13 protein-coding genes are annotated in these 11,634 nt (G+C 64.3%); 2 read left to right on the top strand and 11 right to left on the bottom strand.

The genetic code is table 11. The features are described from left to right. Positions 1–279 precede the first annotated feature (279 nt). From rapZ to ACTHNE_RS14120, 9 genes are all read right to left on the bottom strand, one after another. Entirely contained in the window at positions 280–1,173 is an 894-nt protein-coding gene (gene rapZ / locus ACTHNE_RS14160) for an RNase adapter RapZ (protein ID WP_324938594.1), read from the bottom strand. Positions 1,174–1,177: 4 nt separating this feature from the next. Beyond that, positions 1,178–2,128 carry an HPr(Ser) kinase/phosphatase gene (hprK, locus tag ACTHNE_RS14155; RefSeq protein WP_324938597.1) on the bottom strand — a complete coding sequence of 317 codons (951 nt, stop codon included), beginning with the start codon at positions 2,126–2,128 and terminating at the stop codon, positions 1,178–1,180. Positions 2,129–2,666: 538 nt separating this feature from the next. Next, positions 2,667–2,990: a ribosome hibernation-promoting factor, HPF/YfiA family gene (hpf, locus tag ACTHNE_RS14150; protein ID WP_324938602.1), complete on the bottom strand. Its 324-nt coding sequence runs from the start codon at positions 2,988–2,990 to the stop codon at positions 2,667–2,669. 156 nt (positions 2,991–3,146) lie between these two features. Continuing rightward, the gene (locus ACTHNE_RS14145) at positions 3,147–4,625 is read right to left on the bottom strand and encodes an RNA polymerase factor sigma-54 (RefSeq protein WP_324938605.1); all 1,479 of its coding nucleotides are present in this window, start codon (positions 4,623–4,625) and stop codon (positions 3,147–3,149) included. A 158-nt stretch (positions 4,626–4,783) separates the two neighbouring features. Further along, positions 4,784–5,503, bottom strand: a complete 720-nt coding sequence (gene lptB, locus ACTHNE_RS14140) for an LPS export ABC transporter ATP-binding protein (RefSeq protein ID WP_324938608.1) — start codon at positions 5,501–5,503, stop codon at positions 4,784–4,786. Positions 5,504–5,510: 7 nt separating this feature from the next. Next, positions 5,511–6,017: a lipopolysaccharide transport periplasmic protein LptA gene (lptA, locus tag ACTHNE_RS14135; RefSeq protein WP_324938611.1), complete on the bottom strand. Its 507-nt coding sequence runs from the start codon at positions 6,015–6,017 to the stop codon at positions 5,511–5,513. 19 nt (positions 6,018–6,036) lie between these two features. Then, on the bottom strand, positions 6,037–6,699 hold the full coding sequence (gene lptC / locus ACTHNE_RS14130; RefSeq protein WP_324938614.1) for an LPS export ABC transporter periplasmic protein LptC: 663 nt from the start codon (positions 6,697–6,699) through the stop codon (positions 6,037–6,039). Beyond that, entirely contained in the window at positions 6,696–7,238 is a 543-nt protein-coding gene (locus ACTHNE_RS14125; protein WP_440269590.1) for a KdsC family phosphatase, read from the bottom strand. The genes lptC and ACTHNE_RS14125 overlap by 4 nt, the downstream gene beginning before the upstream one ends. Before the next feature lie 17 nt (positions 7,239–7,255). Next, complete coding sequence (locus ACTHNE_RS14120; RefSeq protein WP_324938621.1) at positions 7,256–8,266, bottom strand: KpsF/GutQ family sugar-phosphate isomerase; 1,011 nt, start codon at positions 8,264–8,266, stop codon at positions 7,256–7,258. Between the two features lie 231 nt (positions 8,267–8,497). Here ACTHNE_RS14120 and ACTHNE_RS14115 point away from each other — a divergent pair, with 231 nt between their 5' ends. Then, on the top strand, positions 8,498–8,737 hold the full coding sequence (locus ACTHNE_RS14115) for a BolA/IbaG family iron-sulfur metabolism protein (RefSeq protein ID WP_192678374.1): 240 nt from the start codon (positions 8,498–8,500) through the stop codon (positions 8,735–8,737). Positions 8,738–8,777: 40 nt separating this feature from the next. Next, on the top strand, positions 8,778–10,037 hold the full coding sequence (gene murA, locus ACTHNE_RS14110; protein WP_324938626.1) for a UDP-N-acetylglucosamine 1-carboxyvinyltransferase: 1,260 nt from the start codon (positions 8,778–8,780) through the stop codon (positions 10,035–10,037). Positions 10,038–10,079: 42 nt separating this feature from the next. Here the strand turns inward: murA and ACTHNE_RS14105 are convergent, their stop codons facing one another. Continuing rightward, entirely contained in the window at positions 10,080–10,787 is a 708-nt protein-coding gene (locus ACTHNE_RS14105; protein ID WP_440269589.1) for a DUF3108 domain-containing protein, read from the bottom strand. Positions 10,788–10,823: 36 nt separating this feature from the next. Continuing rightward, positions 10,824–11,486 carry a phosphoribosylglycinamide formyltransferase gene (purN, locus tag ACTHNE_RS14100; protein WP_324938630.1) on the bottom strand — a complete coding sequence of 221 codons (663 nt, stop codon included), beginning with the start codon at positions 11,484–11,486 and terminating at the stop codon, positions 10,824–10,826. Positions 11,487–11,634: the final 148 nt, after the last annotated feature.

Here is an 11,634-nt window from a genome sequence, read left to right as displayed (position 1 = left end):
ACATCCGGATCGGCCCGCGCGGGCACTTCCACGGTGGCGACCCTGAGCGGCAGTTTCGGCAGCACGTGACGTGCGGCTTTCACCAGCGCCTGGCCGACCGATTCGTGGGTCATCAGAAGCACGCCGACGGTCATGGCTGTTTGTCCGGGCGTGAATCGTCAATCGTCAATCGGGAATCGCAGTTCTTGAGGACCATCTTCCGGTAAGCCGGTTGCATGCCGCGATTTACGATTCTCGATTTACGATTCCCGCACCCGGCGGATATAGATAACTTCATCATCACTCAAGTTCCCGATGAAATGTCAGCACGCCTTCGCGATTCAAGCGATAGTGCGCGGCGAGTTTCTCGACCAGGTACACCGAGCGATGGCGCCCGCCGGTGCAGCCGATGGAAATGGTCACGTAGCTGCGATCGTCGGCTTCGAAGCGAGGCAGCCACGCATCCAGCCAGCGCGAGGTGTCGGCGAAGTATTCGCCCACGATCGGCTGGCGCTCCAGGAATTCGCGCACCGGGCCATCCTTGCCCGATAGCGGGCGCAACGTGGGCTCCCAGTGCGGATTAGGCAAGCAGCGCGCGTCGAACACGAAATCCGAATCCAGCGGCAGCCCGCGGCGGAACGCGAACGACTGGAACATCAAAGTGAGCCCCGCGGTGGTTTGCGCGTAACCGGTGGCGATCAGGCGACGCAGCTGGTGCACGTTCAAATCGCTGGAATCGATCACGCGTTCGGCGATCGCCATCAGCGGGCGCAGCAGGCGGCGTTCCTCCGCGATCGCGTCGGCCAGCGATCGGCCGCGCACGGCCAGCGGATGTCGGCGGCGCGTTTCGGAGAAGCGCTTGGTCAGCACCGCATCGCTGCAATCGAGGAAGATCAGGTGCACTTGCACGGTGGCGGCCAGTTCGGAGAGCACCTGCGGCATGTGCTGGAAATCTTCGTCGCGGCTGCGCACGTCCACGCCTACGGCGATGCGCCGGCGCCGGCTGTCGCCACGTGTGGCCGCTTCGACCAGTTCCGGCAGCAGCACGCTGGGCAGGTTGTCGACGCAGTAGAACTCCAGGTCTTCCAGCGCACGCAAGGCGACCGTCTTGCCACCGCCGGACATGCCGGTGAGCACCACCAGGTGGATGGCGTTGGGATCGTCGTTGGGAATCAATCGTTCGTATTGACTCATGCGTTCACCACGGAGGCAGTCGGCGCATCTGATGGGCTTGCCGGTCCATGAAACTTTGCGCCGGATCGATGCCCTTGCTCTTCAACATATGGCTGCGCACCGCCGCTTCCACCAGTACCGCCAGGTTGCGGCCGGGTGCGACGGGCAGGGTGATCATCGGCACCTGCACGTCGAAGATTTCGCGATGGCCGACGTCGCCGGTGAGGCGCGTGAGCGCATCGACGTTGTCGCCGTCGCGCAAGGGTTTGAGATTGATGACCAGGCGCAGGTACTTCGATTGTTTCACCGAGGTATGGCCGAACATCTCGCGCACGTTGAGCACGCCCAGGCCGCGCACTTCCAGGAGATCCTGCAGCAGTTCCGGACAGGCGCCGTCGATCACGTCCGGCGCGATCAGCGTGAATTCGGGCGCATCGTCGGCGACCAGGCGATGGCCACGGCTGATCAGTTCCAGCGCCAGCTCGCTTTTGCCGGAGCCGGCCTCGCCGGTGATCAGGACGCCAATGGAGAACACTTCCAGCAGCACGCCGTGCAAGGTGAGGCGCGGCGCCATGCTGCGCGCCAAGTGGTATTGCATCCAGGTGAGCAGCTCGTGGCCGCGCTTGGCGCTGATCCACAGCGGCGTATCGGTTTCTTCGGCCACTTCGCGCAGGTCGGCGGGAATGGCCTGGTCCTTGGTCACGATGAAGGCGACCGGATGCGTCGCCGCGGCCTTGTGGATCACTTCCCAGCGCTGGCGCGAATCGAGGCTGTCGAGGTAGCTCAGCTCCTCGGTGCCGACGATCTGGATCTTGTTCGGATAGATGACATTGAGATAGCCCACCAGCGAGGGACGGCGGGCCGGGGTGGAGCCGTATTCGAGCACGCGCGTCTCGCCGCGCATGCCGGCCACCCAGCGCAAGGCCATGCGCTCGTGGATGTCGTCGAAGAGTTGTCGTGCGGTAAGGCGGTCCAAGGGATGACCTAGCTCGTTTTGCGCAGGCGTCACCGACCCTGTCTGTTCGCAGGCCACAGGGCCATCGGCGAAGGCAGACTGGCCGTCTGCCACGTCGATGGACCGAAGGTATGCGGACAAACAGGGTCGGCCCCCTCGCATTGAATGTGAATGACGGGGTGATGTCCAGAAGGCTCGCAGCCCGTGCCGCGCGGCTTGGCAAGACGGCCAGTCTTCCCTGCGCCGCGCAACACGCCCTGCAAGCCTTCTGGACATCATGCCGCTTGCGCAAAACGAGTTAGGTCATCCCCGTTCCCTTTGCGCCGCTTGGGCTGCCTGGACGGGGCGGCGGCAGGGGACATTGTGCCAGTTTTTGCGATGTCCTCTCTCGGCGAAACGCGATCACGCTTTTCCCTCTTCCCTCCGGAGAGAGGGCAGGGTGAGGGACAATCTTGCGGGGGACTTTATCGAGGCGGGGTTTCAATGCCGTCTGGGGCAAGCCTTGGCCCCTCACCCCAACCCTCTCCCCGGAGGGGAGAGGGAGATGAAGCGGTAGGAATCAACCGTACTGACGGATTTCTCTTACTTCACGCTGATGCTTGTCGCACAGCTTTTCGCGATAGCGGCGAAGCTGGTCGACGAGTTTGTCGAACAGGACGTCGATCGAGGCGTACATGTCGTTCTCGGTGGCTTCGGCGTGCAGGGTATTGCCCGCGACCTTGAGCGTGCCTTCGGCGCATTGCTGCAGCTTGTCCACCGAAAGCACCACGTTCAGGCTGACTATGCGGTCATCGAGGCGGGTCAATCGGTCAAGCTTGGCTTCGGCGCGGGTGCGCAAAGCTTGGGTCACTTCGATCCGTTGGCCACTGAGTTGGAATTGCATGGTACGCCTCCTTCTAGAGCTTGCCGCCAATGGCGGCGTTGATCGATGCGCGGACCGGTATCGAGCGATCGTTGCATCGTGAAGCTAGACCTTGATTGCAATATGGGATGGTTCTACCGCCGTGCAAGTTCCCGGTGTGTGACCGGGTCGCGTGATTCAGCTGCTGCGCTGTCGCTCGCTCGAGCTTGGAATGCGCAGGATCTCCCGGTATTTCGCCACCGTGCGGCGTGCTACCTGAATGCCCTTGTTGTGCAGCTCCTCGGCAAGTGCCTGGTCGGACAGCGGTTTGCGTGGATCTTCGTGGTCGACCAGCTTGCGCAACATGGCCTGGATGGCGGTGGCGGACGCGGTGCCGCCGTCTTCGGTGGATACGCCGCTGGAGAAGAAATACTTCAGCTCGTACGTGCCGCGCGGCGTGTGGATGTACTTGCGGGTGGTTACACGTGAAATCGTCGATTCGTGCATGCCCACTTCCTCGGCCACTTCGCGCAGCACCAGCGGCTGCATCGCTTCCGGACCGTAGTCCAGGAAGGCGCTCTGCCGGCGCACGATCGCTTCGGCCACTTTCAAAAGTGTCTCGGCGCGCGATTCCAGGCTCTTGATCAGCCAGCGCGCTTCCTGCAACTGGCCGCGCATCCAGCTGGCGTCTTCGCCACGCGCCTGTGCGATCAGGCTGCAGTAGTGCTGGTTGAGGCTGAGCTTGGGCTGGCTGTCCGGATTGATCAGCACGCGCCAGCGCGTGCCATCCTTGCGCGCGTAGACATCCGGCGCCACGTATTCCACTGGCGTGGTGTCCATTGCCGCACCCGGGCGAGGATCCAGGCTGCGGATAAGGAAGGCCGCGGCGGTGACTTCTTCCTCGGTGGCGTGCAGACGGCGGGCCAGCTTGGCCATGTCGTTGCGCGCCAGGAGTTCCAGTTCCTGCTGCACGATCTGCAAGGCAAGCTCGCGGTGCGGCGTACCCGGATCGAATTGTTCAAGCTGTGCGCGCAGGCAGTCGGGAAGATCGATGCTGGCCACGCCGGCCGGATCGAAACGCTGCAGTTGCCGGCGCACCGCTTCCACTTCTTCGGCCGTGGCCTTCAGATGCGGCGGCAATGCGGCGAGTAGCGCGTCGATGCCTTCGCCGAGGTAGCCGTCGGTATTGAGCGCGTCGATCAGCACCGTGGCGATCGCCTTGGCGCGCGGCTCCATCGGCGTGAGGTTGAGCTGCCACAGCAGGTGTTCCTGCAACGATTCGGGCGCCGCGTTCTGCGGTTCCATGCCGTCTTCGTCGCGGTTGCTGGAACTGCCGTTGCCGCTGCCGTTGCTGGCGGAGAAATCGATCGGCTCGTCGGAGCTGATTTCCGGCTCGGTCCACTCCGGCGCCTCATCGTTGGCGTCGTTGGCGGAGGTGGAACTGCTGCTTAAGGAGTTCAACGATTCGAATTCGCTGTCGTACTCGCCGTCGGTTTCGGCTTCCTCCTGCTCCAGCGAGGCGTCTTCGGCAAATTCGAGCAGCGGGTTGCTCTCGGCGAGCTGGCGCAACTCGGCAGCCAGCTCCAGTTGCGACAACTGCAAAAGGCGTATGGCCTGCTGCAACTGCGGCGTAAGAGCCAGCTGTTGATTGAGACGGAACTGAAGCCCTGGTTTCATGCCTGCCAAACGGGTTTAGCTTAAGTCCATCCTAACCCTTCGCGCGAAGCCCGGCCAATAGTTGCCGGGGCCGGAATCGCGGCGCCGTCGTTCGAATGTGAAACGGCGCAGGTTCGGCTTGTGCGGGTGAAAAAGTTGGAGTATTACAACGTGCTTAATCAGAGACGGAATTCGCGGCCCAGGTACACCTCGCGCACCCGCTCGTCGGCCAGAATATGCGCCGGCGTACCGCGCGAGAGCACCTCGCCCTCGTTCATGATGTAGGCGCGATCGCAGATACCCAGCGTCTCGCGCACGTTATGGTCGGTGATCAGCACGCCGATGCCGCGCTCCTTCAGATGCCGCACGATACGCTGGATCTCGCCGACCGAAATCGGGTCCACGCCAGCGAACGGTTCGTCCAGCAGCATGTAGCGGGGTTGTGCCGCGAGGGCGCGCGCGATTTCCACGCGACGGCGCTCGCCGCCGGACAGGCTGATGCCCTTCTGGCCGGCGATGTGCGCGATCTTCAGTTCGTCCAGCAGGCTTTCCAGCTCGGCGTCGCGCTTGCGCTGGTCCAGCCCGGTGCGCAATTCCAGCACGGCCATGATGTTGTCGGCGACGCTCAGGCGGCGGAACACGGACGCTTCCTGCGGCAGGTAGCCGATGCCGAGCTTGGCGCGCGCGTGCATGGGCAGGCCGGTGATGTCCTGCTTGTCGAGCTTGATCGCCCCGGCATCGGCCTCGATCAGGCCCACGATCATATAGAAGCAGGTGGTTTTGCCGGCGCCGTTGGGGCCGAGCAGGCCCACCACTTCACCCTGGCGGATCGAGAACGCGAAGTCGCGCACGACCTGGCGCGCGCGAAAACTTTTTTGCAGACCTTCTGCGGAAAGCATGTAACGGTTATTCCTTCGGTGCGCTGCTGGCGGAGGCCGGCGCGTTGGATGACGACGCAGGCTTGGCGGCCGGTGCGCCATGCTTGGGTGTCGGCAGCGGCTTCTGCTTGGGCAGGAAGGTCATGGTGACCGGGCCCGCACCGCCGCTTTCGCCGACCATGTAGCCGGTGGCGGTGTTGTAGGTGAGCTTGGCGCCGCGCGCATCGCCCTTGTTCTGCTGATGCACGTAGGCGTTGCCGGTGAGGATCGCCACGCCATTGACGTTGTCGTAGTAGAGCTGGTCCGCGTCACCGGTCATCTGGTTGCCGTTGTCGTCGATCTGCTCGATGTGCGGACGCTTTTGCGGCGTGCCGGTCACGACGATGTGATCGACCGAGGTGTCTTCCTTGGCGGTGTAGATCTTGGCGACATCGCCGGTGAGTTTCATCGTGCCCTGGGTGATCAGCACGTTGCCCTTGAAGGTGCTGATCGTGTTGGGCTGGTTGTAGCCGTCGAAGCTGTCGGCATGCACCACGTGGATGGGCTGGTTGCGGTCATCCTGCTTTGCGAGCGCCGGTTGCAGTAGCAGCAGCCCCGCGGCTAGCAGGCTGAGTCGTAGCGTTTTTCTGGCGCGGATACAGGATGCCGTGCACGTCATGGAGCAGCTCCAAATGGTTGTCGTTGAGGCTGGCACGCATGCCAACGCCGTTCATTACGCTTTGTCCCTGCGTCAGGGTGGCCGGCGCCGCGGTCTCCATGCGGTTTTCCTTGGGCCAACCCGTGACATTCGAGGTGTGCAATGTTGCCATGGGACCTTGCGCGTAGGCAGGCCGGTACATGTAGACGTCGCCGTCCAGGCGCATCTCGGTGCCGCTTTTGTTGACCCAGCCGAACGGCGCATTGCCCTGCCAGTTCGGCACGCCCGGTTTTTTCGCGGTGATCTCGAACACCGGTTTGTTGATGTAGAGCGAATCGTCGCCGCCGCGGCGGTCCATGCGCGGTGCGGTCATGGTGAAGCTGGGCTGGCCGTCGACGTCGTAGCTCCACACCTGCGAGTTGTAGAGCACGTAGTCGGCCACCGGCGGGCCGATGAATTCGTTGCTCGGCGGCGAGCCGACCACCCAACTGCGCAGCATCCAGCTGGCCGGTGCGGCGATGGCGAGCAACACGATGGCGACGTTGATGCGGTTGTCGCGCAGGTATTGGCGAACGCTCACCGCCAATGCTCCTGTTCCGCCGCGCTCTTGCCTTGTGCATGCAGGATCAGGTCGCAGGCTTCGCGCACCGCGCCCCTGCCGCCGCCTAGGCGGGTCCGCCAGTGCGCGCGCGCGGCCACCCAGGGGTGTGCGTTGTTCACCGCGATAGCCAGTCCGGCCAGGCCCATGGCGGGCAGATCCGGCAGGTCGTCGCCGACGAAGGCGGCCTGTTCGGGTTGCAGGTTCAAGGCTTCCAGCATCTGGCGCAGGCATTCGCGCTTGTCGTTCTGGCCTTGGTAGACGTGTGCGATGTTCAGTTCTTCCGCGCGCAGGGCGACCGGATGGCTGATGCGCGCGCTGACGATGGCTACCTGGATGCCGTGCGCCTGCAGGCGCTTCAGGCCCAGGCCGTCGTGCACGTGGAACACCTTGGTTTCGTGGCCGCTTTCGCTGTACCACAGGCGGCTGTCGGTGAGCGTGCCGTCCACATCGAACGCGGCCAGGCGAATCTTGGCGGCGCGTGCGAGCACGTCGGCAGGCAGGTTGGAAAGATAATCCATGCAGCGGTTCCGATGCTTCAGACCACGCGTGCGCGCAGCAGGTCGTGGATGTTCAAGGCGCCGACCACGCGTTGCGTGTGATCGACCACCAGCAGGGCGTGAATCTGGTACTTCTCCATCAGCTGCGCCGCTTCGATCGCCAGCTTGTCGGCGCCGATCACCTTCGGGCCGCGCGTCATTAGATCGCTGACGCGCGCATTGCGCAGGTCCACGCCGTCGTCGTCCAGCGCGCGGCGCAAGTCGCCGTCGGTGAACACGCCCAGCAGGCGCTGCTCGGGATCGACTACGGCGGTCATGCCTAGGTGCTTGCGGGTCATTTCCATCAGGGCTTCGGTCAGCGATGCATCGGGGTGGATCATCGGCACGCCCGGACCGGTGTGCATCACGTCGCTGATATGCAGCAACAGACGCCGCCCCAGGCTGCCCGCCGGATGGGAACGCGCGAAGTCCTCGGAGGTAAACCCGCGGGCTTCCAGCAGCGCGATGGCCAGCGCATCGCCCATCACCAGCGCGGCGGTGGTGCTGGCGGTGGGCGCCAGGCCAAGCGGGCAGGCTTCGGCCGAAATGCCCACGTCCAAGTGCACGTCGGCCTGGCCGGCGAGGGAGGAATTGGGATTGCCGGTCAGCGCGATCAGCGGAATGCCCTGGCGCTTGATCACCGGCAGGATGAACAGGATCTCGTCCGTCTCGCCGGAGTTGGACAGCGCCAGCACCACATCCTGCGGCAGGATCATGCCCAGATCGCCGTGGCTGGCTTCACCCGGATGCACGAAGAACGCCGGCGTGCCGGTGGAGGCCAGGGTGGCGGCGATCTTGCGCCCTACATGGCCGGACTTGCCCATGCCGGTGACCACCACGCGCCCGCTGCACGCCATGATCAGCCGGCAGGCATCGACGAAACTCTGGTCGATGCGCGGCTCCAGAGCCCGGATCGCGGCCGCTTCGGTGGCGATGACGGTGCGCGCGCTGCGCACGATGGCAGCGGCATCCACCCGGGTGGATTTGGCTTTGGTGATGGATGCGTTCATGCGTTGTCAGGCGTCCTGTAGGGCGTGCTGGGCAGGGGGCGAAACGCTCGTGTCGTTTCTGCGACAGCGGATTTCCATTAACATGGCATATTCGCATTCTATCTTGATGCCTGTCGCCCATGGCTCGATCTGTACGGGTCCGCAGGCGGCGTTCAGTATTAGAACCCGATTACGGTCTTGGCGCGGGCTACGCCAAGACCATAATCAAGCTCTTTAGCACTTGGAAAACCAATGGACGCAGCCAGCATCCAGGCAATGATCGAAACGGGCCTGCCCGGCGCAAAGGCGAGCGTGCAGGGTGATGACGGGGTGCACTTCGAGGCGGAAGTGGTGGCCGCGCAATTCGCCGGCAAGCTGCCGTTGGCGCGCCATCGCCTGGTCTACGCCACCCTGGGCGACCTCATGGGGGGCGCGATCCATGCGCTCGCACTCAAGACTCTCACGCCGGAAGAAGCCGCCGCGCGCCGTTGACGCTGCCGCCGCTGCTTTCGTTTTTCTCTAGGAATTCCCGATGGCCAAAATCCTGATCAGCGGCGGCGAGCCGCTACGTGGTGAAGTGGGTATTTCCGGCGCCAAGAACGCCGTGCTGCCGATCCTCGCTTCCTGCCTGCTGGCCGACGAGCCAGTCACCATCAGCAACGTGCCGCACCTGCACGACGTCACCACCACCATGGAGCTGCTCGGCCAGATGGGCGTGCAGCTGGTGCTGGACGACCGCATGAAGATCCAGGTGGACCCGCGCTCGGCCGACCGCTATTTCGCGCCGTACGAGCTGGTGAAAACCATGCGCGCCTCGATCCTGGTGCTGGGGCCGCTGGTGGCGCGCTTCGGCCAGGCGGAAGTCTCGCTGCCGGGCGGTTGCCAGATCGGCTCGCGTCCGGTGGACCAGCACATTCGCGGCCTGCAGGCGCTGGGCGCGGATATCGATGTCGAGAACGGCTACATCAAGGCCCGCGCCAAGCGTCTGCGTGGCGCGCGCATCATGATGGACATGGTTACCGTCACCGGCACCGAGAACGTGATGATGGCGGCCGTGCTGGCCGACGGCACCAGCGTCATCGAAAACGCGGCGCAGGAGCCGGAGGTGGTGGACCTGGCCCATTGCCTCAACGCGCTGGGTGCGCAGATCGAAGGCGCCGGCACGTCCACCCTGGTCATCCATGGCGTGGAGCGCCTGCATGGCGGCCACTACGAAGTGCTGCCCGACCGCATCGAAACCGGCACCTTCCTGGTCGGCGCGGCGATGACGGGCGGCAAGGTGCGCGCGCGCAACGCACGCGCCAACACCCTGGATGCCGTGCTGGTGAAGCTCGAGGAAGCCGGCGCGCACGTCAGCACCGGTCCGGACTGGATCGAACTGGACATGCAGGGCCGCCGTCCGAAAGCGGTGAACATCACCACGGCGCCGTACCCGGCGTTTCCCACCGACATGCAGGCGCAATTCACCGCGCTCAACTGCGTGGCCGAGGGCGTGGGCGTGATCACCGAAACCGTGTTCGAAAACCGTTTCATGCACGCGCACGAACTGCAGCGCCTGGGCGCGGACATTCGCCTGGAAGGCAACACTGCGATCATCCGCGGCGTGGACAAGATGAGCGGCGCGCCGATCATGGCCACCGACCTGCGCGCTTCGGCGTGTCTGGTGCTGGCCGGGCTGGTCGCGCAAGGCGACACCACGGTCGATCGCGTGTATCACATCGACCGCGGCTACGAGAACATCGAAGAGAAGCTCAGCACGCTGGGTGCGCGCATCCGTCGCTTGCCGACCTGACGTAGGTTGGGGTGCAAACCCCAACGCCGCCATCTTTTGGGTTTACGGGGAGCTGTAACGCACCAGCTGCAGCGTCAAATCCCCGCCATCGCTCTGTGCCAGCTTCACCGGCAAGGGATACTGCTTCGGCACGTACCACGCATCGAAATGCTTGTCCGAGTCGGTACGCGTCACGCGCTGCGCTTGGAAACTGCCGGCCGGTACTTTCACCGCTTCGGTGCCTTGCACCTTGAACTGCTGCTGCTCCACGCGCTGCTTCACGCCTACCGGCAGGGTGATGGTCTGATGGCCGCTGCGCAACGCCAGCCCCAGTGCATACGACATGGTGTTGCGATCGACCAGGCCGGGCACGGCGGCGTAATTCGTCGCGCCCTTGCCCTCATTCACGCTCACCTGCTTGGTATCCCAGTTCACCTGCATCGTGCGCTGCTTGGTCTTCAGCGCCACGAGCTTGGACGTATAGGTTTCGGTTTCCGGCGCGTCGTTGTTCCAGCGGAAACGCGTGACGTCGTTGGAGTTGGCGCCCAGCATCGCGGCGAGGCCGGAAGTGCCGTGGATCTGGTTGCTGTATTCGTATTGGCCGTTGCCGAGCGACTTCAGCGTGATGGTCGCTTCGCCCATCGCTTCGCCCTGGCGCGAGACCTGGTAAGTGGCGGTGAACGGCGTCGGCTGTGCGGCGAATGCGGCGCTGGTGGAGACGGCCAGCACGAGGCCGGCGAGAAGAGAGCGGGTTGGTTTGAATGTGCGCATGGAGCCGGAGTTTACGCGTCCAGCCTGAACGCGTAATCAGCGGACCAATTCGCCGTCCCGCCAGCGCAAGGGTTTGCGAAGCGGTTCGTCGTCGAGCATGACGCCTTGTGCGCCGAGCGTGAGCCTGCCGGCGGCGATCAAGGCGACCACTGCAGGCAGCAACTGATGTTCCAGCGGGAGCAGGCGCGCGGCCAAGGTGGTTTCGTCATCGCCCGCTTCTATCGACAGCGTGGCTTGCGCAATCACTGGGCCGCCGTCGAGCTCGGCGGTGACGTAATGCACGCTGGCGCCGTGCTCGACGTCGCCGGCCTTCAGTGCACGGCGGTGCGTGTGCAGGCCGCGGTACTTGGGCAGCAGTGAAGGGTGGATGTTGATCATCCGTCCGGCCCACGGTTTCAGCGCCTCGCCGTCGATGATGCGCATGAAGCCGGCGAGCACGAGCAGATCCGGCTTGCTGGCGCCGATGCGATCGAACAGGGCGAAGTCATACGCGCGACGCTCGGCATATTCGCGCGGATCGAGCACCATCGTGGGTATACCCGCGCTCTGCGCAAGCTGCAGCACGGGTGCTTCGGCCTTGTCGCTGGCGACCAGCACGAAATCCACCGGCAGCCCCTTGCGCTCGTGCGCAGTCAGCAGCGCGGCGAAGTTGCTGCCGCGGCCGGAGGCTAATACTGCGATGCGGAGAGTTGCTGGCATGGGCTTTCGCTTTTTACTCCCTCTCCCCTCCGGGGGGAGGGCGGGGGTGGGGGGGAAATGTTGGGGGGGGGGTTTTATGTTAGTGAGACGAAGAGCGCCTGTTGGCGGTAGCGTGGTAATTTTCCGCGAGGTTGTTCCCGCACCCCAA

Source organism: Dyella sp. (assembly GCF_051954575.1).
Lineage (GTDB): Bacteria > Pseudomonadota > Gammaproteobacteria > Xanthomonadales > Rhodanobacteraceae > Dyella_B.
Note: the sequence above shows the minus strand (reverse complement) of the source record. Positions and strands in the feature narration are given on the sequence as shown.

What these genes read in the sequence shown, in the direction of transcription:
- purN (WP_324938630.1), bottom strand. Translation starts at nt 11,486, where the DNA reads ATGCCAGCAACTCTCCGCATCGCAGTATTAGCCTCCGGCCGCGGCAGC.
- murA (WP_324938626.1), top strand. Translation starts at nt 8,778, where the DNA reads ATGGCCAAAATCCTGATCAGCGGCGGCGAGCCGCTACGTGGTGAAGTG.
- ACTHNE_RS14115 (WP_192678374.1), top strand. Translation starts at nt 8,498, where the DNA reads ATGGACGCAGCCAGCATCCAGGCAATGATCGAAACGGGCCTGCCCGGC.
- ACTHNE_RS14120 (WP_324938621.1), bottom strand. Translation starts at nt 8,266, where the DNA reads ATGAACGCATCCATCACCAAAGCCAAATCCACCCGGGTGGATGCCGCT.
- ACTHNE_RS14105 (WP_440269589.1), bottom strand. Translation starts at nt 10,787, where the DNA reads ATGCGCACATTCAAACCAACCCGCTCTCTTCTCGCCGGCCTCGTGCTG.
- ACTHNE_RS14125 (WP_440269590.1), bottom strand. Translation starts at nt 7,238, where the DNA reads ATGGATTATCTTTCCAACCTGCCTGCCGACGTGCTCGCACGCGCCGCC.
- lptB (WP_324938608.1), bottom strand. Translation starts at nt 5,503, where the DNA reads ATGCTTTCCGCAGAAGGTCTGCAAAAAAGTTTTCGCGCGCGCCAGGTC.
- ACTHNE_RS14145 (WP_324938605.1), bottom strand. Translation starts at nt 4,625, where the DNA reads ATGAAACCAGGGCTTCAGTTCCGTCTCAATCAACAGCTGGCTCTTACG.
- rapZ (WP_324938594.1), bottom strand. Translation starts at nt 1,173, where the DNA reads ATGAGTCAATACGAACGATTGATTCCCAACGACGATCCCAACGCCATC.
- hpf (WP_324938602.1), bottom strand. Translation starts at nt 2,990, where the DNA reads ATGCAATTCCAACTCAGTGGCCAACGGATCGAAGTGACCCAAGCTTTG.